Annotated in this window: 19 protein-coding genes; 5 read left to right on the forward strand and 14 right to left on the reverse strand. The window is 48.5% G+C overall.

Going from position 1 to position 23,672, the window contains the following annotated elements:
- Positions 1–101 precede the first annotated feature (101 nt).
- From NE536_RS05200 to NE536_RS05225, 6 genes are all read right to left on the reverse strand, one after another.
- On the reverse strand, positions 102–518 hold the full coding sequence (locus NE536_RS05200) for an acyl-CoA thioesterase (RefSeq protein ID WP_261272011.1): 417 nt from the start codon (positions 516–518) through the stop codon (positions 102–104).
- 119 nt (positions 519–637) lie between these two features.
- A complete protein-coding gene (locus NE536_RS05205) occupies positions 638–3,124 on the reverse strand; it encodes a toxin-antitoxin system YwqK family antitoxin (protein ID WP_261272012.1) in 2,487 nt (828 codons plus the stop codon).
- Positions 3,125–3,264: 140 nt separating this feature from the next.
- Complete coding sequence (locus NE536_RS05210; RefSeq protein WP_261272013.1) at positions 3,265–5,070, reverse strand: AMP-dependent synthetase/ligase; 1,806 nt, start codon at positions 5,068–5,070, stop codon at positions 3,265–3,267.
- Between the two features lie 128 nt (positions 5,071–5,198).
- Positions 5,199–6,512: an ABC transporter permease gene (locus NE536_RS05215; protein WP_261272014.1), complete on the reverse strand. Its 1,314-nt coding sequence runs from the start codon at positions 6,510–6,512 to the stop codon at positions 5,199–5,201.
- Positions 6,509–7,372 carry an ABC transporter ATP-binding protein gene (locus NE536_RS05220; RefSeq protein ID WP_261272015.1) on the reverse strand — a complete coding sequence of 288 codons (864 nt, stop codon included), beginning with the start codon at positions 7,370–7,372 and terminating at the stop codon, positions 6,509–6,511. The genes NE536_RS05215 and NE536_RS05220 overlap by 4 nt, the downstream gene beginning before the upstream one ends.
- Positions 7,373–7,424: 52 nt before the next feature.
- Positions 7,425–7,796 (reverse strand): GntR family transcriptional regulator, encoded by a 372-nt coding sequence (locus tag NE536_RS05225; RefSeq protein ID WP_106648657.1) that lies wholly within the window; start codon positions 7,794–7,796, stop codon positions 7,425–7,427.
- Between the two features lie 93 nt (positions 7,797–7,889).
- On the opposite strand from NE536_RS05225, the gene NE536_RS05230 reads away from it, so the two are divergent.
- From NE536_RS05230 to NE536_RS05245, 4 genes are all read left to right on the forward strand, one after another.
- Positions 7,890–9,551, forward strand: coding sequence for an alpha/beta hydrolase (locus NE536_RS05230; RefSeq protein ID WP_261272016.1), 1,662 nt, complete (start codon positions 7,890–7,892; stop codon positions 9,549–9,551).
- Positions 9,552–9,554: 3 nt separating this feature from the next.
- Positions 9,555–10,289 carry an ABC transporter ATP-binding protein gene (locus tag NE536_RS05235; RefSeq protein WP_071940578.1) on the forward strand — a complete coding sequence of 245 codons (735 nt, stop codon included), beginning with the start codon at positions 9,555–9,557 and terminating at the stop codon, positions 10,287–10,289.
- A gap of 94 nt (positions 10,290–10,383) precedes the next feature.
- On the forward strand, positions 10,384–11,523 hold the full coding sequence (locus tag NE536_RS05240; protein WP_261272017.1) for an ABC transporter permease: 1,140 nt from the start codon (positions 10,384–10,386) through the stop codon (positions 11,521–11,523).
- Positions 11,524–11,602: 79 nt separating this feature from the next.
- Complete coding sequence (locus tag NE536_RS05245; RefSeq protein WP_106648667.1) at positions 11,603–11,851, forward strand: hypothetical protein; 249 nt, start codon at positions 11,603–11,605, stop codon at positions 11,849–11,851.
- Between the two features lie 72 nt (positions 11,852–11,923).
- Here NE536_RS05245 and mog read toward each other — a convergent pair whose 3' ends face one another.
- The 4 genes from mog to NE536_RS05265 all read right to left on the reverse strand — a co-directional run bounded on the left by mog (position 11,924) and on the right by NE536_RS05265 (position 17,686).
- Positions 11,924–12,457 (reverse strand): molybdopterin adenylyltransferase, encoded by a 534-nt coding sequence (gene mog / locus NE536_RS05250; RefSeq protein WP_106648670.1) that lies wholly within the window; start codon positions 12,455–12,457, stop codon positions 11,924–11,926.
- A 254-nt stretch (positions 12,458–12,711) separates the two neighbouring features.
- Positions 12,712–13,671 carry a carbohydrate kinase family protein gene (locus tag NE536_RS05255; RefSeq protein WP_261272018.1) on the reverse strand — a complete coding sequence of 320 codons (960 nt, stop codon included), beginning with the start codon at positions 13,669–13,671 and terminating at the stop codon, positions 12,712–12,714.
- 119 nt (positions 13,672–13,790) lie between these two features.
- Positions 13,791–16,187: a TonB-dependent receptor domain-containing protein gene (locus NE536_RS05260; RefSeq protein WP_261272019.1), complete on the reverse strand. Its 2,397-nt coding sequence runs from the start codon at positions 16,185–16,187 to the stop codon at positions 13,791–13,793.
- A gap of 278 nt (positions 16,188–16,465) precedes the next feature.
- The gene (locus NE536_RS05265; protein ID WP_261272020.1) at positions 16,466–17,686 is read right to left on the reverse strand and encodes an MFS transporter; all 1,221 of its coding nucleotides are present in this window, start codon (positions 17,684–17,686) and stop codon (positions 16,466–16,468) included.
- A gap of 261 nt (positions 17,687–17,947) precedes the next feature.
- On the opposite strand from NE536_RS05265, the gene gtfA reads away from it, so the two are divergent.
- The gene (gene gtfA, locus NE536_RS05270; RefSeq protein WP_261272021.1) at positions 17,948–19,426 is read left to right on the forward strand and encodes a sucrose phosphorylase; all 1,479 of its coding nucleotides are present in this window, start codon (positions 17,948–17,950) and stop codon (positions 19,424–19,426) included.
- Between the two features lie 114 nt (positions 19,427–19,540).
- Here the strand turns inward: gtfA and NE536_RS05275 are convergent, their stop codons facing one another.
- The 4 genes from NE536_RS05275 to NE536_RS05290 form a co-directional block, all read right to left on the reverse strand.
- Positions 19,541–20,572, reverse strand: coding sequence for a LacI family DNA-binding transcriptional regulator (locus tag NE536_RS05275; RefSeq protein ID WP_261272022.1), 1,032 nt, complete (start codon positions 20,570–20,572; stop codon positions 19,541–19,543).
- A 92-nt stretch (positions 20,573–20,664) separates the two neighbouring features.
- On the reverse strand, positions 20,665–22,128 hold the full coding sequence (locus NE536_RS05280) for an MFS transporter (protein WP_261272023.1): 1,464 nt from the start codon (positions 22,126–22,128) through the stop codon (positions 20,665–20,667).
- Between the two features lie 58 nt (positions 22,129–22,186).
- The gene (locus NE536_RS05285) at positions 22,187–22,651 is read right to left on the reverse strand and encodes an NlpC/P60 family protein (protein ID WP_220777436.1); all 465 of its coding nucleotides are present in this window, start codon (positions 22,649–22,651) and stop codon (positions 22,187–22,189) included.
- A 136-nt stretch (positions 22,652–22,787) separates the two neighbouring features.
- Positions 22,788–23,525, reverse strand: a complete 738-nt coding sequence (locus NE536_RS05290; protein WP_261272024.1) for a sulfite exporter TauE/SafE family protein — start codon at positions 23,523–23,525, stop codon at positions 22,788–22,790.
- Positions 23,526–23,672: the final 147 nt, after the last annotated feature.

Raw genomic sequence — 23,672 nt, forward strand, 5'->3', positions numbered from 1 at the left:
ATACACGGATGTACTTGCTGCGAGTCACAGAAATGCGTGTGCTTAAGCTTCGGAGTAAGGCTTACTCTGTGAAGGATCTTGTGTATAAGCCGCTGACTGGCTTATATGGAAGCAGTTTCGCCGTTTAGACCAGCTAAGATTTCACGAATATCTTCGGGGATAGGTCGACTCTTTTCACAACTGTAGTCGTAGTGGACTAAGGTGGTTTTCACTTCCGCAGTTTTACTGCCCGCTTGCCAACAGGTTTGGGTCAGTTCGAAACTGCTATTACCGATACGGCTAACATAGGTTTTAACGGTGACATTCTTGCCGTAATAAGTCGGCGCGATAAAGGCCACGGTAAATCCCGCCACGATTAAGTTCCACTGATGCAAATCCAATTCTGGATTAAAAATCTCGAAGATTGGTGTACGCGCCGCCTCGCACCACACGGGGATCACTGTGTTGTTAATATGGCCTAGGCCGTCGGTTTCGGTAAATCTAGGCTGGATGTCGAGGCAGTATTCGGTGGCAGACATGCAAACTTCCTTTTTATAATTGTATGAATGGAAGAGTGTGGCGATTATCGCATTAAAGCCAAACCACCAAACTCATCCATTATCCTAAGCGAAACGACGTCTTACCACTAGCCTAAAACCTAAAACTGACAGCTCGCGGTTTCAGGGGTTTGCTTGCCGTTAGCATCGTACTTTTTCATACAGCCAGCTTTACCCATATCATAGATTTTTTCGTATTCTAGCTGACCGTTACGGTAGGACTTAAACACACCATGGCTTTTTGGGTTTTCTAGGTGATAGATTTTTCGCCCCTTAGTCACATGGGAAAAATCCGAGAATCCTGGTTCTTCCTGATAGATCACTCCGTTGATATAGCGCTTGTGGATCACATGCTGTTCATCGATACGCAGCATTTCATTCGCTATCTTGCCATTCATGTCGTAACACACTTTATCCACGGCATAATTGCTATCGAGGTCTTCAATACAACTCACGGCACCATTATCAAAGTACTCCCGCTGTATACCGCAGCGCGCAATGGCGTTATCCCAGTAGTAAGGTTCACCGTTCCACATTTCGCCTTCTTGCTGGCAGTAGTTCCACAGGCTTCTTAATTGCCCATTAGGATAGAAACTATAATGGGGGCCAGAGACACGGTTATTCACTTGGTGACCATACCGGGAGAGTGAGTAACCACCATCAGTGGAATAACTGATACTTGGGCCGTATTCCTTACCCGCTTTAAAGGCCTTCATATACTTTAAACGGCCGTTAGAATCGAATCGATATTCTTTATCAACTGACCCATTAGTGTAATAAGTTAATTCGGATAGTCGGCCGCCGCGATACACGCGCTGCTCACCATCTTTAATCGAGCTAGTCTCAGCATTTTTTGAGTTTAACACACCCTCACAATCGCCTGTGTAAGGCTCTTTTCGCATCATGCATTCATCCTGCGAGGGTTTAAGCTTAACGGCTGCATTAAACTTATACTGACTCAATTCATTGAGATCGCCGTTAGGCTCGAGCCACATTTGTGGGCCATCTAACTCGCCATAATGATAGTTAGCAACATTGCTGACGGCATTTGGGCCTGAATACCATAAGCTTTCACCGTGGAGTCGGCCCTTATCATAATGTTTAAGGGCAAACATAAAATTATCTTTATTGAATAACTTTGCCTCACCTTGACGTAGGCCATTCTCATAGCTGACTTCAGTCTTGTAGAGATAGGTAACGGATTGCTTAGTGGTAAAAGCATCGTTAGCATCTGGCGTTCGGATATACACCCAAGGGCCTGAACGTTTACCATCAAGGTAGCTGCCTTCACCCGTTTGAAAGCGATAGTCCCCTTGGGTGACCTTTTCCACCCAAGCGCCTTGTTTTACGCCCTTTTGGTATTGGCCTTTACTGCCATCAGACTCAAGCCACTCGCCATCTTTTACGCCATTGAGATAAATGCCCTTTTCGGACAACTTCTTCGCGCCTTCGGTACTGGAATCGTAATCTGGGGTATAGATTTCACTCGGGCCATCGGGCACGCCCTTGTTGTAGTGAATAAAGCCGTAGTTATCGGCGTCATCCATAATAGACTGCAACACCCATTTGCCCTGTTTTTGGCCGTCGAGGTACTCGCCTTCCCAGTAGGTTTCACGGCTGTCGGCTTCAATCCACTTACCCACTTGCTTACCCAGCTTATAGTCACCGGCATACATCACACTGCCATTGCGGGCATCGTAGGCAGCAAAGTGACCATCAAGCTCACCCTGCACATAATGGGCTTCACTGGCAACGCCAGCCCAAGTACTGCCCATGCTCATATATTCATAGAAAGCGCCGGTACGCGGAATTTTGTCGCTGCCATTTTTAAGCCAATCGATGTCGTCGGCCTCGTAACCAATGGCCACCAGCATAAAGCCGCCATCTTCTTCGACATAGGCACTGCGATCAAAGGTCGCGACTAGACTGTATTTTCGTTCACGCCCCTCGGCATCTTTATCGGTGCGAGTCACGGGATAACGCAGCTTGTATTCCACTGCGGTTTTCACATCCGTCGGCGTACCTTCAGAGTTTCGATAACCGATTAAGGTTGGCTTGAGCTTAGATGACCCATCAAGAATCGCTTTGATGTCAGGATCTTGGACACCCTCAGCCTCATAGGTCATACGGTATTGCTGTGGCGGAATTTGGCTTAGCACTTTACGGACGCCGCCCACGGTAAATGTGGTAATGGTCGGTGCTACTGCATCGAGCACAACTTGTAGGCGCGGTAGTTTAGTCAGCTCTTCGCCCTCAAAGCCATAGCCGCGCAGATGCTGACCATCTTCATCCTTGAGCATGACGATCACTTCTTTGGTGCCACCCTTATCGAAGTCATAGTAAAACACAGCCACAATTTCAGCGCGGCCGTAATCGTCAATGCGCACGCCTGGCGCATCGCCGTAGAGCATTTCGCTCCATACGTGCTGGTCTTTTTGGTAGAAATCGAGCCATTGGCCGTTAGGAAGATCCACGGGACCGTGAACCACTTTGTCGAAATCCGCCGCCACCGCAGCAGGAATGACCGCAAAAGAAGAAAGTAACACAGCACCGACAGCGGCGCATAAATGACGAATCGAAAGTTCCATTTAACTATCCTTTACACCGACACCTTGCGCCTCGTGCGCACTAGTAAACGGGGCGAATTTTAAGCTAAGTTAGGCGCTTCAGGAAGTAGCAGAAACAAAAAAGGCCGCAATAGCGGCCTTTAGTAACAATGACTTAACAATCAGTTGTTATACATAGCATTTATTTCATGGGCATATTTATGGTAAATCATTTTGCGGCGCAACTTGAGCGTTGGGGTAATTAAACCCGCTTCCATCGAGAAAGCTTCAGGCAAGAGGGTGAACTTTTTAATCTGTTCAAATCCCGCCAGCTCATGCTGCAACTGCTTTAAACGCTGCTCAAAATGTTCAACCACATGACTATGGCGCAGCAATTCTAAAGGCGACTCATACTTCAGCCCTTTGTCCTTCGCCCACGCTTCCAGTGACTCAAACGCTGGCACAATTAAGGCGGTCACATAGTTACGCGCATCGGCAATAATCGCCACTTGTTCGATAAAAGGACAACAACCCACAGCGCCCTCAACCCGTTGCGGCGCAATATATTTGCCGTTAGAGGTTTTCATTAACTCTTTGATACGGTCGGTAATAAATAAGTTACCTTTCGCATCGAAACGCCCTGCATCACCGGTTTTTAACCAACCATCTTCAAATGCTGCAGCCGTATCTTCAGGACGATTGTAATAACCACGCATCACAGTGTCGCCACGAACTAAAATCTCATCGTCCTTACCCAGCTTAATTTCGATTTCAGGTAGGACTTTACCGTTTGATCCGGCAACACGATTGTCCAAGGTGTTACAGGTCACAGTGGCGTTGGTTTCGGTCATGCCGTACCCACAAAGTACAGGAATATTAATCGCATGAAAGAAACTGCCAACATTCACATCTAATGCCGCGCCACCGCAGGGCATAAACTTCAAACGTCCACCGAGCACAGCTTGCAACTTGCTATACACAAGTTTGTTAGCTAAACGCCATTGCAGCGATAACCATAATCCGCCCTTAGCACGACCTTGGCCGACTTCGAACTGACGCCCGCCAACGCGCATAGCCCAAGCAAACAGCCTCTTACGGCCATCGGCTGACTTGGCGACTTTATCTTGTACGGCACTGTACACTTTTTCGAGGAAACGCGGCACCACACACAAGGTATGTGGACGTACGGCGCTAATCGCCTCTTTCACTCTTTGGGTATTTTGCAGATAAACGTTATGACCGCCACGGCACAAAACGTAGAAACTCCAACTGCGCTCAAATACATGACTTAATGGCAAAAATGCTAAAGACACATCGCCAGCTTTAAAAGGCAAAATATGATCGTGTTGACGTATAGTCGAGGCCATATTGCGGTAATCCAGCATCACGCCTTTAGGATCGCCCGTGGTGCCAGAGGTATAAATTAAGGTCAGTAAATCATCGAGATTAGCCGCCTGTAAACGCTGGTTAAGCTCAACTTCTTGTGTCATCGCTTTCGCATCGCCCGCTAGCAGGGCATCTAAATGCCAATGCTGGAAAGCTTTGTCAGCAGCAAGTGCCACGCTGGCATCAAAAACAATCACATGCTCTAGGCTTGGGCATAAGCTTTGAAGCTCGCAGGCCATAGCGTATTGTTTAGCATCGTCGACAAAAATGACTTTCGCCGCCGCATCGTTAACGATAAAGCTCGCCTGCTCGACGGTACTGGTGGGGTAAATCGGCACCACAACGGCGCGACTTTTAAGCGTCCCGACATCGGCACAGGTCCACTGTGGGCAGTTTTGCGCCAAAATAACGCAACGGTCTTGCACTTGTACGCCAAGTTCGATCAACACTTGTGCAATTTTACTGCTAATTTGGTCAAAGGCTTGCCAGCTCACCTGATACCAAGGAGCGGCCATTTCAAAACCTTCCAGCGCTATCGCGTCTTTTAAAGACTCGCTCTGCTGCTGTAATAGTCGAATAACATGATATTGATCGAGAGACATAAGAGACTCACCTTTTAGCTTACAAGTGTACCGCTTTTGCGCCATTCTACCTGAAGGCCAGTCAAAAACTAAGAGTTTTTGCTCTAATCTTGTGCAAGCTGAGTCCCAATATTGCAATCTATATCCGTTTAGCCGCTAATGACATCTCCCTTCCAGAGGGTTTTCTTGCCCCAAATCAGTACTATGCTCCCAAGTATCATTAAGAGCATATCCCAGATAAACCAATCGCCTAGATTGCCGCCATCGCGTAACGATGCAAGGCTGATGGACACCCACAGGGAATGCCCCGCAACAACCATCATAGTGAGCGTGACATGCAACACTCGGCGACACATGCAGCCAAAACCTAAGGTCAAAGCGCAGGCCCAGTAAGTGCTAAGCACCAGATGACCCACTAATGGCATATTCAGATCACCACTGAGCCAACCCAGCAGCAGACTACACGCCAGCATAATGCCGACGACCACATTCAGCAGTCGTTGCTGGCCACGGCAAAAAGCCGCTATGAGTCCTTTTCGACCATCAAATCCTGGCATCAGTAATAAGGTTTCGGTCGAGCGCGAACGCTGCACTCGACTCCAATGCACCAGAGCACAGCTAATCACGCTGAACTGTGCCAACAGCAGTAATACAGGGAAATTCTGATGGAATTGGTGCGATAACACCCCAAGCACTAGGCAGACTGCCGGTATAAGCAGCAATAAAATCGTCAGCATAGGGCCGATAAAAAAATTAGTGGGATGCAGATAACGCTCAAAGCGGCTCAAAATGCGCATCGATTGCAAATTTGGCAGCCAGAACCAGCCCATTTCGAGGCCATTGAGGTACACGGTTCTCGCCTCAGCACGCCAAGGTAAAGCACGGCAGGCACGGATAATGAAAGCACCTAGCACCACCAGTGCAATCGCACTTAACCATAGGGAAATATAACCTGTAATCAAGGAGATAAATGGCACTAAAACAAACAATAAAAAGGAGGCGTAAAACCACTGAGTGCTGAGTAAACACAGGCAAATAAAGGCAAAACTCATCACCAAGGCCAACACTAAGGTGGGTAGACTAGACGTTGAACCCAAAGCTAAACAAAACAATACGCTTATGCCAAATACGCTGGTTAACACCACAGCACTTTGAATATAAATATGGCGGCGATAATGGGGAATTAACTGGGCGCATTCACTCGCCATCAAGCGTATGAGTTGCCATGCTACCGCCGCCGAGCTTGAGATAATCCCCATAGAAAACAACAGTTCAGCACTGTCATTTTTACCATAAACCGCAGCGATACAAGCTAAGATCACCCCCAGTATAGCCGTACCTAAAAAGCTCACACTGCCGATATCAAAACACCAAAAGCGCAGCATGCCATTGAAAGGATTCATTCGCTGGCTCGTTCTTTTGCCCTTCGCGACTTGTATCTGCTTATGGTGCGCCGCACTCATCTGTGTAGCTCCATAAAAAGCTGTTCCAGATTAAGGGCTTCGTTCTTTGATACACCCGAGATTGGCGCGCTGTGCTCGCCTAAATCCACCAGCACAGAATCACCGACACGGCTGAGCACAGTGACCGACTCAGGCAAAACTGTTGCAGGCGCGAGTGTGAGTAAACGCACTTGTTCCCGTAGAGCATCGATTTCTTTAAACAGCACTAATTCGCCGCGTTTAATCAGCGCCACATGGCTGGCAACCCGCTCGATATCTGAAGTGATATGGGATGAAAACAGTACAGCGGAGCCGGATTCGAGGGCGAGATCGAACAAATCGACCATAAATTTGCGCCGCACAATCGGGTCGAGACTGGCAACCGGCTCATCGAGGATCAATAGCTCAGGACGATAAGCCATCGCCATAATCAAGGCTAGCGACTGTCTTTGCCCCACAGATAAACGTTGCACCTGTTGGGTCACATCTAACTCGAACCGTACTAGCCAATCTTGTTCTAATTGCCTGTCCCAATTGGGATAAAAGCTGCGGTGTAAATCGAGGGCGCGCTCAATGGTAAACCCTTCATAACCAAAAGGTTGCTGCGGCACATAACCTAAGCGCTCCTTTGCCTTTGAGGTTAAGTTTTCGGGCATTTCGCCTAAGGTAACAATACTGCCAGAATCCGGCGTAAGCACGCCTAAGGCGCAGCGCATTAGGGTCGATTTACCCGCCCCATTTTGCCCCAATAGCCCGACCACCATGCCCGCCGACAAAGTTAACGATAAATCCTTAAGCGCCCACTTTTCACCCGCGTCTTTGCCGCGAAAGACTTTATTCACTTGGCTAAATTCAAGTATTGGTGTGCACGCTTGGTCCATCGAATTTCATCCTTTTTTATTCTATTTATCGATAATTGACAGTAGGTTAACGCTAGTCTTGCCAGCGTTCATTTATCAATTGTATTAACTCAGACAGGCTGACGCCTAACTGTTTAGCCTGCGACAACAAAGCATCGAGTTGGGGTTCGAGCATGCTCGCCCCCGATGCCATAGTCTCAGTGCGCAGCGCGACTTTTGTCGCTTGACCGCGGCGGCGCTCGAGCCACCCCTGATCGACAAGCTGCTGAATTGCGCGGGAGACAGTCATAGGATTCACTGCAAGATGCTCGGCAATCTGGCGCACAGAGGGCAAAACATCATCCACTTGCAGTTGACCGCCCACAATTAAGCGCACGACTTGCTCGTGTAATTGTTTATAAATGGGTTCACCACTGCTGGGGTTGACATTTAAAAGTTCTAACATTAGCCTTTACACACTGTATTAATACATTGATACACCGATACACTGGTAGTTAAATTAACACACTCGTCCTGAAATGCAAAAAGGAAAGCGCGCATGATAGATAGCATGACACACAGGAAGTTAAGCCAAACCGCTCAACGCCCTTCGCCCACTCGGCAACTGCATGGTACGGCTAATACCACGCTTGCCACATGGCGCACGCATATTTTAGGCTCGCGCATATTAAGCATAAGCGCACTTATGCTGGCGATGGCAAGTACGGCGACATGGGCGAGTGATGTAAAAAGTCAACAGACACAAGCGGCTGATATCGCGAGTAACATAGCGAATAACACCGACACTTGTTATGTAGAAGGTGTATCCGATCGCCTAAACTGCGGTTTTGTGACTGTGCCAGAAAATCCTAACAAACCCGATGGCAAACAGATCCAAGTGCATTACGTCGTTTTGCCCGCGGTGAAAAACGTCAACCATGAAGAAGCCTTACTCGCCATTGCTGGCGGTCCAGGACAATCGGCCATAGACAATGCCGCGGGTTTCGATGCCATGCTGAGCAAAGTCCGCCAACAGCGGGATATCTTGCTGATCGACCAAAGGGGCACAGGCCGCTCGAATCTGCTGACCTGCGATGAAGGCGCGCAATCTCCACTGTCATTCGATGATGACAATGCCGACACCAAAGCCGAAACCCAAAAATGCTTAGCCAAAATCGATGCCGACGTCACCCAATACGGTAGCCTCAACGCGATTAAAGACTTCGAAGCCGTGCGTCAGCATTTAGGCTACAAAAAACTGCATATTTACGGCATCTCCTACGGCACTCGTATGGCGCAGCTTTACATGCGTTTATACCCAGCACACTTAGCCACAGTGACCTTAGATGGCATAGTGCCGATGCAACAAAGCGTGTTAGAAATCGGCGCATCGATTGATCGGGGCTTTGATTTACTCTTTAAAGATTGCCAAGAAACCGCCGCTTGTCATGCCCAGTTCCCTGAGCTTAAAGCCGAATTCGACCAAGTCGCGGCCTCACTCGCCAAAGCGCCCGTGATGGAAAACGTCTACGATCCTGTCACAGGTGAAAAGACCATGCTGACCATGACGCGCGGTAAATTCTACGGCTCCATCCGCATGGCGCTGTATCAAGCCAATGTGCGCGCCTTAGTGCCCCATGCAATTCATCAAGCCGCAAAACACAACTTCCAACCCATACTCGGTTTGTATTCCCTCACTATCGACAATGCTGGCATGGCGATGGGTATGCACGCATCCGTGGTCTGTGGCGAAGATATGCACCGTATTACGCCCGCCATGCGCGAGCAGGCTCAGCACTCCTTTATGGGCAAAACTATGCTCGAAGGCTTAGAAGCCACCTGTGAAGTATGGAAAGTCCCCGCGGTCGATGACAGCTTTAGCGAGCCCATCAGCAGCGATATTCCGACCTTGTTGTTATCCGGCGAAATCGACCCTGCGACACCACCGAGTTGGGGCGAGTTAGCGATGGAAAAACTCACCAATGCCAAACACTTTGTCGCACCCTATGCGACCCACGGCGTAGCCTATCAAACCTGTGCCAATAACCTGATCGCCGATCTCGTTCGCTCGGGTTCCGTTAAGGATCTCGACGGCGAATGTTTAAAGAAAGATGTGCGCCGCAGCTTTTATTTGAATGCCAGCTCGGTAGAACCGCTTGATGCGACCAGCACAAAAACCACAACGACTGATGATAACGCCAGCACTGGGGCCAAGGAGTAAGCCATGATCAAAGTATCCAACCTTTCCAAGCGCATCGGTGACGTACAGGCGCTCAATGACTTAAGCTTCGTCGCCCAAAACGGCCAAATCACAGGATTACTCGGCCCCAACGGCGCGGGTAAAACTACCTGTTTACGCACGATTTTTGGCTTGCTGAAACCCGATAACGGCAAAGCAGAAATCGAAGGCATAGATGTCGCCATCGACCCTATCGGTGCTAAGCAGCAACTCGGGTTATTCCCCGACCCTTTTGGTCTCTACGAACGTTTAACGCCACGGGAATACATTCGTTATTTTGCCGAGCTAAGCGGCTTATCCTCCAAGGAGGCCAAGGAAGCCACCAGCCAAGTGATTGCGAAATTACGTTTGGAAGACATTAGCGATCGCCGCTGCAAAGGCTTCTCCCAAGGACAAAGGATGAAAACCGCCCTCGCACAGGCCATTGTCCACAGCCCGAGCAATATTATCCTCGACGAACCAACCCGAGGGCTCGATGTGATGAGCACTCGCCTGCTGCGTGACATTCTTATCGATCTTAAAAATCAAGGACATTGCGTGCTGTTTTCTAGCCATGTGATGCAAGAAGTCGCCGCACTGTGTGACCAAGTGATCGTTATGGCTCAGGGCAGAGTCGTCGCCATTGGCAGCCCAACCGAACTGTGCACCCAAACGGGTAAAGACACACTCGAAGAAGCCTTTATTCAACTGATCGGCACAGATGAAGGGATAGCGGCATGATGACTCAGCAAAGATTACGCCCGCTGGTTTTAACCTTTAAGAGCTTGATATGTAAAGGCGTGGAATTAAAGAACATGGTTAAAGGAATGACAGCATGAATAAAATAATGGCTATGGTTCGTAAAGAACTCATCGACGCCGCCCGCGATAAGCGCTCTGTGATGGCGGGGCTTTATTACGCCATTGGCACGCCGCTGATCATGTGCGGCCTGTTTATGGTGTTAATTGGTCAGCTGACGAGTCCAGATGATCTAAAAATCACTATCACCAATCCCGATAAAGCACCGGATTTAGTGCGTTTTTTGTCGAATAAAGGCATCAGCAGCGGTGAAGTGAAGGACAGTGAACTTAAAGCCATAGAGCTTATCATCAGCACCGACTATGCCGCGCAGATGAATCAAGGCAAAGGCGCCGAGATCACGATTGTTGCCGATAATTCCGATGAAAAACTGCAAAAATCAATTCGTAAACTCGAGAAGCAACTGCAGTCCTACAGCGCAGAAATGGGCAGCCTACGGCTGATTGCCCGCGGTATCGATCCCCGCGTGATGCAGCCACTGAAGGTCAGTGTCCACGACCAAGCGACCACAGACTCTAAGGGCGGAATGATTTTAGGGTTTGCGATTTTCACTATGATTTACTCGGTATTTATCTCGGGCATGAACCTCGCCATAGATACCAGCGCGGGTGAACGCGAACGTAACTCGCTAGCTCTGTTACTCAGTCATCCATTGACCACACGCCAATTAGTGCTGTCGAAAATCATCGCAGTGAGTCTGTTTGCCCTCTTAGGCTTAGTGCTGATTTTGCTGGTATCTCGAATCGCCTACACCTTTGTACCTTGGCAGGAGCTGGGCTTTAGCGTCAACATCACCACGGAATTTATGGCGCTGATGTTAGTGGTCGGTATTCCCGTCGCGTTAATGGCCGCTTGCCTACAATTGTTTGTGTCTTTCATGGCGAAAACCTTTAAGGAAGCCCAATCCTATCTGACTATGGTGCTGTTTGTGCCCTTAGCCTTATCGATGGCCGCCAGCTACAACATAGCGCCAGACATGCTGCAGTGGCTGCCAGTTTCGGGTCAGCAACAGGCATTAATGGACTTTATCAAAGGTAAAGACTTGCCCATGTTGCAGTTACTGGTTTCGACCTTAGGCACGCTCGCCATCGCGATATTGCTGGCGTTTGGCATGGAAAGGTCGCTCAAGAGTGAAAAAGTGATCTTCGGTTTGTAAGGTAAATCGATTGCTCAACTTGGCGGCGATCACCAAATCGTCTCCAAGTTGAAAACCTCAATAACTACGGGAGTTTGTTATGGAAAACGAATATGTCTTAATGGTGATTATGGTCACCTTCATCATAGGAATGAGTGCTACTGAGATGCTTAAGCACTATCTAAAAGCGCGCCAATTTGGAGTAGGCGCCGCAGACGATAGCCATCTTAAGGATAAAGTGACTCAACTCAGCCTACAAAACCAAGCACTGATCGAGCGAGTACAAGTACTTGAAAAAATCGTGACAGAGCCAGAGTACGAGCTAAAGCAGCAGATTAATCAGTTATGAGCCCTAAACGAACAAAACAATAAAGCCATTGAATTTCAGTGGCTTTATTGTTTTTATAAGCTAGATAGAAGCTTACTTAGCCTTAGGCCTGAATGGTTTGATAACCGACTCATTGCACTCTAAATACGGGCCTTCCATCAAGTCGATACAGTACGGAATGGCGGGGAACACGGCATCTAAACATTCGCGAATCGATTTTGGCTTGCCGGGTAAATTCACGATCAAAGAATCGCCCCGTAAACCTGCGGTTTGGCGCGATAAAATGGCAGTGGGGACAAATTTCAATGACTCGGCGCGCATCAACTCGCCAAAGCCTGGCATCATGCGATCACATACGGCTTCTGTGGCTTCAGGGGTAACATCGCGTTTCGCTGGGCCAGTGCCACCCGTGGTGACAATCAAACAGCAGTCCTGCTCGTCGGCCATTTTGATTAAGGTAGCTTCAATCACATCCTGCTCATCGGGGATCACTTGATAAATCGGCTCCCACTCGCTGGTGAGGTAGTCGTTGAGCGTGTCGATAATCGCCTTGCCTGAGATATCTTCATAAATCCCCGCGCTGGCGCGATCGCTTACCGTCACAATACCGATTTTTGCTTTGCTCATAGGAAATCCCCAATGATGTTGAAATAAAACCCTGCCGAAATAAAAAATGTCGACATCAAGCATGGAAGAAGCCGCTGCATCTTCGACCTTAAGTCGCAGCTAAAATAGCATAAATGCTCGGAAAAGGGGGCGACTAAAACGTGATGGGGTTCGCGCTATGCTATTGAAAAATGGCGGGCAGAAAATCTAAAAGACAAAAAACCAAGGCAAACTAAACAGGCTCGCCTTGGATTTTATCGTTAATGCAGTCAGGTTTAGCTAACCTGCGCTAACGTAGGTAAGGAGGGAAATGCGCCTTTTTGCCCGCAGGTAATCGCGCCGCAGCGAGTGGCAAATACCACCGCCGCCTCTAAGTGCGCTTTGCTTTCGAGCCTTTGTTTCAAGGTCAAATTGCCTAAATCGTATTCCAGATCTAAGCCTAAGGCGAACAGGAAGCCTGAGATAAAACTGTCGCCCGCGGCCGTGGTATCGACGGCTGAGATTTTAGGAACTGGGACGCTAAACCTTTGCTGCGCTGTGATGCATTGCACTGGGTTGGCGCCATCGGTGACCAAAATCACCTCAACCCCTTGGGCGAGGCAGAACTGCAGATAATCTTCAAAGCTCTTATCCCGCGCCAGCGCTAAATAGTCCGCTTCTTCGCGGCTCATTTTCAGCACTTGGGTGTAACGGAAACACTGCTCAACCCGCTCGGCCAGTAAAGACGTATCCTGCCACAGGGATAAACGCAGGTTCACATCGAAACTCACTAAAGTCGCGAATGCATTGGCACATCGCGCGCCATAAAGGCTAGTGTTAAAGATGGCGGTTTCGGTAAAGGTATTCGAGCAAAGGTGAAAAATATCAATTTCTTGCCATGGAATAGTGTCGAAATTTCGATTGCTGTAGCGCATATCGGCGGTGCCATTACGGTTAAACTCAAAGGTGCGCTCGCCCTGCTCATCTAAGTTGACCAGTACAGTCGCGGTAGCGGCGCCCGGTACTTCGGCCAAATAATCGGTCGCCACACCCTGCTCCGCTAAGGCTTGCTTTAACATGACGCCGTAATGGTCGGCGCTGATGCCGCCAGCAAAGTAACTCTGACCGCCGAGTTTCGCGTAACCTACGGCCACATTGGCGGGCGCGCCACCCGCAATCGGCTGGTGATGTTTGCCCGTGGCATCGGTCGGCAGCAAGTCTACTAACACCTCACCGAAACTGAGTAATACCGTCATTTTCACTCCAACTTTGTATTCTATATTATGCATTTTGTATCAGACAAAAAGCCCACTTTCATGGGCTGTTTTGGGCTTAGCATTTTTTCTGTATAAACAGTTTCTGTACCAATATCCGCTTAGAACTCGTATTTCAGCGTCGCACTCGTGGTGCGGCCATTAATGGTACGGGCACGGATGATATTGTTATCAGGGATTGAGCCTTCTTCCGCTTCAGTAATACCTGTGGCATTAAACAAGTTGTTGACGTTTAAGGACACACTCATGGCTTCGGTCAGATTGTAAGTTGCAAAGGCATTTACTTGGTTGTAACCGTCGAAACTTAAGTCGTTATTATCTTGAGCATAAGAATCCGTGGTACCGATTAAGTTAACGCCCACTGAACCTTGGTCAAAGTTGTAACGGCCCATCAAGGAGTAGATAAAGTCAGCCTGTCTTCTTGGGGTGTTACCCACCACTTCTGGCGTTAATGCATCTTTAGCAATCTCAGCATCGGTCCAGGTCAGGTTGCCTCTAAAGTCGAAGTCACCGATAAAATAGGCCGACTCGATTTCGATACCTTTGGCTTTGTACTTACGGTCGAAGAAACGTTGGCTTGTGGCTTCAAAGTTTTGCTCTTCGGTTTCAGAGTAGAACGCCGTCGCAAACACAGACAAATCATCGTAACGGTACTTAACACCTAACTCATACTGGTCAACGATATCAACCGCATCTTCCTTCGCCACTGAACCATCGGCACGCACCTTACCAAATAACAAACGGTCGGCATTGGCGCGGCCACCGTGGCTCAAGCGTGCAAAAGCAGCTAAGTCACTGGCAAACTGATAGTTAGCACCTAATGAGTAAGAGGTGTAGCTCCAACCGTAGTTCACTGGCTGAGGATTCGCATTGTCGATGGAAGACACACTCTGCTCAGGGACTGAAATCACCCCATCGAGATTCATATCCACTTGCGATTGCACGCTACCGGCGTAGTTACCGCTCGCATCACCGCTGTCATAACGCACACTGGCATCGAGGGACAAGTCACCAAAACTCGAGGCTAACGCGAGGTAAGGCGCTTTAATGGTGTAGTCGGTATCGTAATTACGTTGGCAACAATTTCCCCAGTAAGGTACGCCATAACCATAAAGGCCATTGTCAGAATACGCCGTGCCATCGGCGGCAACCACATCTAATAGCGCGGCATTATCGCCCTTCACTTCCATCAGATAAGAGTTCCACATCCAACTCATGCCGATGTTTTGGGTGGCATTGTAATAGCCTAAGGTCACACTGGTATCGTCGAAGGTTTTAGTCAATTTAAAATCGTTTACGATTGAGCCAAAGTCATTCATCTGCACATCAAAGGTATTGATACGCATGGCTAAACCGTCCATCTGACTACCAGAATTAGGTCCATTGGCGTAAATCAACTTAGCGCCAGTGCCAGCAATACTGGTGGCAATGTCGCTACCGTTAGCCACTTCGGCTGGGAATGGCGCGATGAAGTTGCCGCTCACATCGGAGAAACGGAAACGGTTTTCGACCTGCCAATCGTTACCTAAATCGAAGGAGGCTTCTAAGCCGACAGAATTCACCACAGGATTCATGCCATCGCGCATATCGCCACGGCGACGTTCGCCGTCGGCACCTAAGCTCAAGGTTGATTGGAAATACGCGGATTGAATCGCATCGGATTTAGCATCAAAACCTGGGATTGAACTGCCATCCGAGTACATAGGCATAGGTAAGTAACCTATGCTTTTATCGTCTAAATGTTTGAAATACAGGCGAACATAGCCTTTATCAAATTCTTTGGTTAAGTTGGCTTTGATCTGGCCGCCTTTGTTGGCGTTATAGCCAGCGTCGCGTGGACCTTCACCGGTGCGCACAAAACCACCCACATGGAAACGCAGGCTGTCGTTGATGCTAGTGCCGTATTCAAAGTCGGTACGGAAGGTATCGTAATCCAGCCCTAAGGTGGTAGCCACACTGCCCGAATCCGAAGTACCGGTTTTACTGATCACGTTGATAATACCGCCGGGCGCATTACTGGCCGCAGTCGATGCCGAGCCACCACGGATAGATTCAATGGTTTGCACTGTTGAATCTAAGCGTAAAAAGATGTCTGCGTTACCAAAGGCGATATCGCCAAACTGCAGGATTGGCAAACCATCTTCTTGAATTTGTAGGAACTTAGCACCACCAGACGCCACAGGTAAACCACGCACGGCAATGTTAGCGTTACCTTCGCCACCAGTAGACTCAACCTTCATCCCCGGAATAATACGAAATGCCTCGGCCGATGAACGTGGTGAGCTCACTTCCAGCTCAGCCAGTGACACGCTGCTGACTGACACACTCGAGTCCATAACACGAGTGCCGCGGGCAACCCCAGTCACGGTAATTCTTTCTAAACCTAACGCGTCTTTCTTGGCTTCTTCCTGTTGTGGTGCTTCGGCTGCCCAAAGGTGAGAACTCACCAACACGGCCAATGTACTTAACAAGAATTTCTGTGATGTGCTTTTTATCATTTTTATGTCCCCACCCATATTTGAGATGCAGCCCTATCTCCCCATGGCTGCCTCTACCGAATTGTGATTAATCGAAGAACCATCTTAGTGATTGCTCAAGGTCATATTGAACTTAACCCTGAATCAACTTAATCGATTAAGTTAACAAGTTAGCAACTTAACAACAAAAAGCAAGTGCGTTTTTTGCACAGTTTGGGTTCGCACTCTGGGTGCACTAGGTCAAAGTATTGATTAATTGAAGAAATGTGACAGAAAAATATTTTCTGTCACAGCCCAAATTAGTGCGCTTCAGCCGTTAACAAATGACGAGCAGGATCTTTAACGAGATTAAATCCGCTCAGGAGGCATAACAAAATGGCAAAACCAGTGGCGAGGTAGAAGCCATATTTAACATGGCCGAAAATATCGCCCACGAACCCCATCAACAAGGGCCCTACGGCAGCGGACACGGCAGTAAAAAACAGAATCACCCCAGCCACAGAGCCATGCTGATCCACAGGGAAACAGCTAATCCCCTTAGAATTGAGCGTGGGATACATCATCGACATAAACAGCCCGGACAAGGGCAACAAGATGACAGCGGCCTCAATGCCGTAGATCATAGACCCAAGATAACAAGCACTTATCGCGAAGCTAAACCAGAACATCACTTGCTGCCACGGAAAGCGATCGAGCACCCAGCCCCCTAAAAAGCGGCCACCCGCACGCAGAGTAAAGAAGATCGTCAGGGCATAAGCGGCCAATGTGGTGTAATCGCCTTGATAGCTTTGCAGCAAGGTCGGCATCCACACGTAAATCGCCACTTCGGTGGCAACATATAAACCTATCGCGAGCGAGAACCCTAATGCATAAGGGTTTTTCATCATTTTAAAGGTGCTGGCAAGGTTAATGGCATCCGTCGAGGAACGTTTGATTTGCGGATAATCCGCCCGATAAGCTAACCAACACAGCACTAAACAGAAACAACCAGCGCCAAAATACAAATACTTCCAAGAAACGCCGCTGATCAGTAAATAACTGACGATGGACGGCCCTATCATGGCACCCACACCAAAGTAGCCCTCCACCGTATTCATAGTGCTCGAATGCTGTTTTGAGGAAGTCGAGATATCGCCGATAAGCCCGAGTGCGCCAGTTTTAAAGACGCCAATCGCCGTGCCGACAAAGGCGAGTAGGAACAAGAAATAGTAAAACGACTCCCCCAGCGCGAACATAAAACAGGCGAGCGCGAATAATAATAACCCCAATAGAATGGTTAACTTACGCCCTATCTTATCCGCCAAGAAGCCTAAAAAAAGTCCACTCATCGCGATAAAAATCATCGGCATATAATGGAATGCACTGGCCTGCGACATGGACAAACCAAACTGGGATATCAACTCAGGAATAATGACGCCCACGGCATCTGAGGTCATAGCGAACATGAAAAACATTAAATATGTGAGTACCCGAATACGGGTGTGATTGCGGTTATCGCAACCTTTTGAATCACTTACCATACCATTTCACCTTATCGTTATTATACCTACTCGCTCTCAGCAGCTCAGTAACAGCATGCTGAAAGGGTTTCGGCTTTTGTGTACAGCAGTGAGCCAGCCTCCCCCAAAACTTGAGACTAACTCAAAAATCCAACAAACCACTTGAATAATGTTTCATATTGGTTAAATATACAACTTAATCGATTAAGTTTAGTTGTGCAATCAATTAAAGGATTGCCATAAACCTTTACTCTAAAAAGACAACTCAAGCGTGGGCAAAGTATGAAAAACCAAGTGCAACTGATCACCTATGTCGACAGGATTACCAATGCAGGGCTCAAGGAGCTCAAAGCGCTACTCGATGACGAGTTGCAAGGTCTATTCGGCGGCGTACATCTTTTGCCTTTCTATTTCCCCATTGACGGCAGCGATGCGGGCTTCGATCCGATAGACCATGTACAAGTCGATTCACGCTTAGGCAATTGGGATGACGTTAAACGCATTGGTGACGACTACGACATCATGGCCGACCTTATCGTTAACCACATGTCCGCCGAATCACCAGAATTTAAAGACGTGCTCAAGCACGGCAAGCAATCGGCTTACTGGGATTTGTTTTTAACCAAAGACAAGGTATTTCCTGAGGGGTTAAGCGAGCAAGATCAAGCCGCTATCTATCGTCCGCGTCCGGGCAGTTGTTTTAGCACTTACACCTTAGCCGATGGCTCGACCGAAGAGTTTTGGACCACCTTTACCCGCAATCAAATCGATATCGACGTTCATTCCGCCGCGGGTAAAGATTATTTAAACCGAGTGCTGGCGCGTTTCGACCACAGTAAAGTGAATCTGATCCGCTTAGATGCTGCGGGCTATGCGATTAAAAAGCCCGGCACTAGCTGCTTTATGATTGAAGAATCCTTCGAGTTCGTGGATAAATTAGCTAAGCAAGCCAATGAGTTAGGCATGACAACCCTGGCCGAAATACATTCGCACCACATGACTCAGGTCGAGATCGCCAAACGGGTCGACATGGTGTACGACTTCGCCCTGCCACCGCTCATCCTGCACACGCTGTTTAGCCAAGATTGCCAAGCCTTGACCCATTGGCTGGAAATGGCGCCGCGCAACTGCATTACCGTACTCGACACCCACGACGGCATCGGCATTATCGACGTCGGCCCTATGGATGGCTTGCGCGGATTATTGACCGAAAATCAAATCGATAATCTGGTTGAAACCATACATGGCAACAGTAAGGGCGAGAGCCTTCAAGCCACAGGCGCGGCCGCCAGCAACGTCGATTTGTATCAAATCAACTGCACCTATTACGATGCCCTCGGTCAGAATGACCTAGATTATTTGATGGCGCGGGCGATTCAGTTTTTCGCACCCGGTATTCCGCAGGTGTATTACGCGGGTCTGCTGGCGATTCCAAACGATATGGATCTGCTCAACAACACCCATGTCGGTCGCGATATCAATCGCCCTTATTTGAACCGTGAAAAAGTGCAGCAAGCCATGCAGAAACCTGTCGTTAAGGCGCTGACTCAGCTGATTAAACTGCGTAATAGCAGCCCAGCCTTCGATGGCCGCTTTACGATGGCATCGGCAGAACGCACGTTAACTTTATCTTGGACAGCGGCCGATTCGCAGGCAAGTCTCACCCTCGACTTTGCCAATAAAGATGGCCTAATTATCCTTTTAGATAAGCAAGGTAAAGAGACACAAGTGTCGTTATCAAAACTGTTGGCTCAAGCATAAGCTTGCGTTCCTATTCGGGCTTGAGCTTAGGTTTAAGTTCAAGCCAAGCGACATAGTTTTGAGATAGCAAAAAGGCGCATTGAATGCGCCTTTTTTAGTTAAAAGATGTAGAGACTAGCAGCTCTTACCGAGACGTAATTCATAGCCCAAGACTTCCGCATGCACGGCATCACTGACAAACATTTGCGCCGCTTTTCGGCCCTTCTGCTCAGAGTATTGATAGACTGTCGTTAACGGCGGATTTGAACGTGTGCCTTCATCTATGCCATCAAAGCCCACTACGCGCACATCTTCGGGAACATTCAGCCCCATGGCCTGCGCCTCACCGAGCACACTCAAGGCGATTAAGTCACTCATGCATAAAAACACATTCGGCCGTGGAGTCGAATTCAACGCTTCTTTTGCCGCTATCGCCGCATAGTCGGCATTGCTCTCGGGGATATTCCAAATGCGATCATTGCCAAGCGTTACACCCATTTCTTCAATCGCTTGCAAGTAACCCTGTAATCTTTGATGGGCAACAGAGGTGTCGATTTCTAACAAATTTAAATCATACACGCGGCACGTTAAGTGGGTATCGAGCAAACGTAGCCCCAAAATAGCCACATTGTCTGCGGGTGACTGCAATGCCAGTTTCGCCACTTCATAGGCGGCTAACTTATTGTCTATGCTCACTGATGCATTGCGGTGGATATCAAAATCGACGGTGACGACCTTTTTCTTTACCTGCTTTAACTGCTCGGCCAACAGCGCATTACGCGGGCGACCATAACAAATAAAGCCATCCACAAAGTCGGCCACCGCATTCACGCTGTCTGAACTGCCCGAAAACAGTAGCAAATTGAGTTTTTCTTGCTCTAAGACAGAGGCCACGCCCTTCATAAATTTACTGGCGACGGGATCAGACACCATGTATTCCACGCTGTCCGACAATACCAAGGCGACAGTATCAAACTTGCCCTTACGTAGGGATTGAGCCGCTTTATTTGGCCCGAAATATCCCAACTTAGTGCAGGCAGCTAAAATGTCGTTACGACGTTTTTCCGATAATTGGTCGGGGCGATTAAACGCGTTAGAAACAGTGGCATTAGAGACACCCAACTCATTGGCTATGCTCTTTAGGGTCCAGTGTTTTGTTGTTGTCATGCTTATGTCCTGGAATCGAATAAGGCCACAAAAATACGGCTCAGCGCAGATAGTACACGGCTTAAATGGGTCGTGCACCTGCAAATCTAGGCTTAATGCGCAGTTTCGCTATCGTGATCTTTTAATGCCGTCGCTGGGGATAGAAAACCGACTATCGCGGCACACAATGCCACACCCGCAGCGGCCATAAATCCATATTGGAAGGCGTGATGCACTACCTCTGTCGGCAATGTTTTAATAGCAGCGATGCCAAGCTCTGAACCCTTGAGTGGCAACAAACTATAAAGCAGCACGCTAAACAGCGCAGTACCAATAGCAGCGCCCATAGAACGACACAGTGACACCATGGCCGTGATCTGGCTGAGTCGCGCCTTGCCCGACACGCTCTGCACTACGAGCTGCACACTCGGCATCACAGTCCCTAATCCTATTCCGACCAACACACCTAAGCCGCCGATCACATTGGCATTAGGCGGCACAAAGCTAATCAATAACAAGCCGATGAAAGCTAAGCCCATACCAAAGGTCGGCAACCACTTAGGCGCGACATCTTTACTTAACAGTCGGCCTGCTATTGTCGAACCAGTGACAATACCGAAGGTCATAGGCAAGAGCAGCAAACCGGTTTTGGCGGGATTAGTGTGTAAACCCACTTGCAGATAAATCGGCAGGAAGAAAATCATCGCAAACAAACAGGCCGCAAACAGAGCTGCCGTCAGCAGTGGCATATACACGGCCTTCTTAGCCAGTAAATCTAACGGCAGAAACGGGCTCGCCAATCGCCTTTCCCACAATAACAAGCCTAAAATGCCGAACATCACAAAAACGGCAAAGCCTAAGCTGGTCGCAGAAAGCCAAGCAAACTCTTGCCCCGCCACAGATAACCAATATAAGAGTGCGGTGATAATGGTCGGAAACAAGACCACGCCCACTAAATCAAACTTGCCTTGGCGTACGGGTTTAACGCTGCGCTTATGCAAACCGTTAAGTCGCCATACCGCCAGCATGGCTAGTGGAATATTTGCCCAAAATAGCCAATGCCACGAATAGGCATGCACCACAAAACCACCAATGACAGGGCCACCGACACTCGCTAGGGTAAACATAGCGGCAAAATAGCCTTGGAAACGCGCCCGCTGCCGAATGGGAACTAACTCACCAATCAAGGATTGAGACAAACTCATCAAGCCGCCACCGCCCATGCCCTGCAAGATACGTCCGGCGATCATATAATCCATAGTGCCCGCACTCGCCGAAACGATGGAGCCCAGCGCAAAAATTACTATGGCGATCATCAGGATTTTCGCGCGACCGAAGTTATCCCCTAACCAGCCATAAATAGGCACAGAAGCGGCCATCGCCAGCATATAACCGATAGTGATCCACGAGGCTTGGCGCAGGCCGCCAAGATCTTCAACTATGGCTGGCGTCGCTGTCGCGAGTAAGGTTTGATCGACCGCCGCCAAAAACATGGGCAAGAATACGGCCGAGAAAATGGCGAGAAAAACAGAAGTCGGTAAAGGGTCACTCTGGGATAACGCAGGCTCTAAGGACATATTGTCTCCGCTAACTCATCAGCCAAAGTGCATAAAGAAAGTGCATAAAGAAGATGTGCTAAATTCGCCGTGCATTCCAATACTTAGACGCCCAATAACTGTTGTGCAGGCTCGAAATCTTCACCCCTTGGCTAGTGGAAACATGGAGAAAATTATCGTCTCCCACATAAATGCCGACATGGTGCGTGCTCCAACCTGTCTTGAAAAATACTAAGTCGCCCTTGCGCAGTTGATTTCTCGGCACAGGTTTCCCTAGGGCTTGCTGTTCTTCAACCGTGCGCGGCAAGGTCATACCCAACATCTTCTGATAGGCAACCGACACAAAGGCCGAGCAATCTATGCCCCGCTTAGTGCCACCGCCTAAACGATAGGGCACACCGCGCCACTCAGAATGCAGTTCGGAGATATTGCTATCGTTCCAAACCGAGACAGGTTCAACTTGCTTTACCACAGGCTTAGGTTCTGGCGCGCTAGCACAAGCGCCAAGGCCTAAGGCTAAGATAACTATCAGTAATCGTTTCATAGCTTCAAACTCATTGCAGGCAGATTTCACAGTAACGTAATTTTGAGTTTTTATCAGGTAAATTCAGGGCGGCTGGGGATCAAAACGCCCCAACACCCGCGCACTCTAGCAGACTAATGTAACCCAAAGCTTAAAACTATAACGCGGTCCACAATAAACGTACGCCCACCAGCACCATTAAAATCAAGATGATGCGCTTAAATAACCTGTCGTTAATTTTATCTTGAATAAACAAACCTAGCTTTACCCCTAACCATGCCAGCGGCACCAGTAACAGGGAAACTAAAATATTCTCTTGGTTAATCTGCCCAAGCAAACTGTAGGGAATAAGCTTGACTAGATTCACCACAGCAAAAAAGACAACAGCCGTGGCTAAAAACTCCGCCTTAGCCAAACGCAGCGGCAACAAGTAAGCATTGAGTGGCGGCCCGCCCGCATGGGCAACAAAGCTCGTAAATCCGGCGGTTAAGCCACACAAGCGCCCAACCAGAGGTGAAGGTGATGCTTGAGTTTTATCCCCAAGGATCAAACCATACAAACCAAAACCTAAGGACACACAGCCTAGAATCACCCGTAAGTAATCTTCGTTTAATCTATCAAACAACAGATAAGCGATAAAAATCCCCACAACCGCCGCAGGCAATAGGATCCATAAATGACGCGGATTATGTTGCCCCCACCAAGAACGTACACTTAAAAAATCCATATAAATCAGCAGTGGCAACATGACTGCCGCAGCTGTAGCAGGGCTAATTGCCAGCGCCAATAGCGGGACAGTTAAGCCGCCCACGCCACCCGCAAAACCTGATTTAGAAATCCCAGTAATCAATACTGCGGGTATCGCCACCAACCAAAAAAGAGGGTCCGTTAACATCAACACATCCTAAATAACGCTTTATGGCTATCAAGTTACCTGTTGTTGGTGTGATAAAAAAGAGGCTGCACTGAGCTAACATCAAAAGTGTAATCACATAGATAAGTCAGCGAGCCTAAACGTGAGTAACAACCTCGTCCATAAAAT

Origin of the sequence: Shewanella septentrionalis (assembly GCF_025370265.1) — a bacterium.
Lineage (GTDB): Bacteria > Pseudomonadota > Gammaproteobacteria > Enterobacterales > Shewanellaceae > Shewanella > Shewanella hafniensis.

Excerpts from the sequence above, each read along its gene's own strand:
- NE536_RS05200 (WP_261272011.1), bottom strand. The coding sequence starts at position 518 with ATGTCTGCCACCGAATACTGCCTCGACATCCAGCCTAGATTTACCGAA.
- NE536_RS05205 (WP_261272012.1), bottom strand. The coding sequence starts at position 3,124 with ATGGAACTTTCGATTCGTCATTTATGCGCCGCTGTCGGTGCTGTGTTA.
- NE536_RS05210 (WP_261272013.1), bottom strand. The coding sequence starts at position 5,070 with ATGTCTCTCGATCAATATCATGTTATTCGACTATTACAGCAGCAGAGC.
- NE536_RS05215 (WP_261272014.1), bottom strand. The coding sequence starts at position 6,512 with ATGAGTGCGGCGCACCATAAGCAGATACAAGTCGCGAAGGGCAAAAGA.
- NE536_RS05220 (WP_261272015.1), bottom strand. The coding sequence starts at position 7,372 with ATGGACCAAGCGTGCACACCAATACTTGAATTTAGCCAAGTGAATAAA.
- NE536_RS05225 (WP_106648657.1), bottom strand. The coding sequence starts at position 7,796 with ATGTTAGAACTTTTAAATGTCAACCCCAGCAGTGGTGAACCCATTTAT.
- NE536_RS05230 (WP_261272016.1), top strand. The coding sequence starts at position 7,890 with ATGATAGATAGCATGACACACAGGAAGTTAAGCCAAACCGCTCAACGC.
- NE536_RS05235 (WP_071940578.1), top strand. The coding sequence starts at position 9,555 with ATGATCAAAGTATCCAACCTTTCCAAGCGCATCGGTGACGTACAGGCG.
- NE536_RS05240 (WP_261272017.1), top strand. The coding sequence starts at position 10,384 with ATGAATAAAATAATGGCTATGGTTCGTAAAGAACTCATCGACGCCGCC.
- NE536_RS05245 (WP_106648667.1), top strand. The coding sequence starts at position 11,603 with ATGGAAAACGAATATGTCTTAATGGTGATTATGGTCACCTTCATCATA.
- mog (WP_106648670.1), bottom strand. The coding sequence starts at position 12,457 with ATGAGCAAAGCAAAAATCGGTATTGTGACGGTAAGCGATCGCGCCAGC.
- NE536_RS05255 (WP_261272018.1), bottom strand. The coding sequence starts at position 13,671 with ATGACGGTATTACTCAGTTTCGGTGAGGTGTTAGTAGACTTGCTGCCG.
- NE536_RS05260 (WP_261272019.1), bottom strand. The coding sequence starts at position 16,187 with ATGATAAAAAGCACATCACAGAAATTCTTGTTAAGTACATTGGCCGTG.
- NE536_RS05265 (WP_261272020.1), bottom strand. The coding sequence starts at position 17,686 with ATGGTAAGTGATTCAAAAGGTTGCGATAACCGCAATCACACCCGTATT.
- gtfA (WP_261272021.1), top strand. The coding sequence starts at position 17,948 with ATGAAAAACCAAGTGCAACTGATCACCTATGTCGACAGGATTACCAAT.
- NE536_RS05275 (WP_261272022.1), bottom strand. The coding sequence starts at position 20,572 with ATGACAACAACAAAACACTGGACCCTAAAGAGCATAGCCAATGAGTTG.
- NE536_RS05280 (WP_261272023.1), bottom strand. The coding sequence starts at position 22,128 with ATGTCCTTAGAGCCTGCGTTATCCCAGAGTGACCCTTTACCGACTTCT.
- NE536_RS05285 (WP_220777436.1), bottom strand. The coding sequence starts at position 22,651 with ATGAAACGATTACTGATAGTTATCTTAGCCTTAGGCCTTGGCGCTTGT.
- NE536_RS05290 (WP_261272024.1), bottom strand. The coding sequence starts at position 23,525 with ATGTTAACGGACCCTCTTTTTTGGTTGGTGGCGATACCCGCAGTATTG.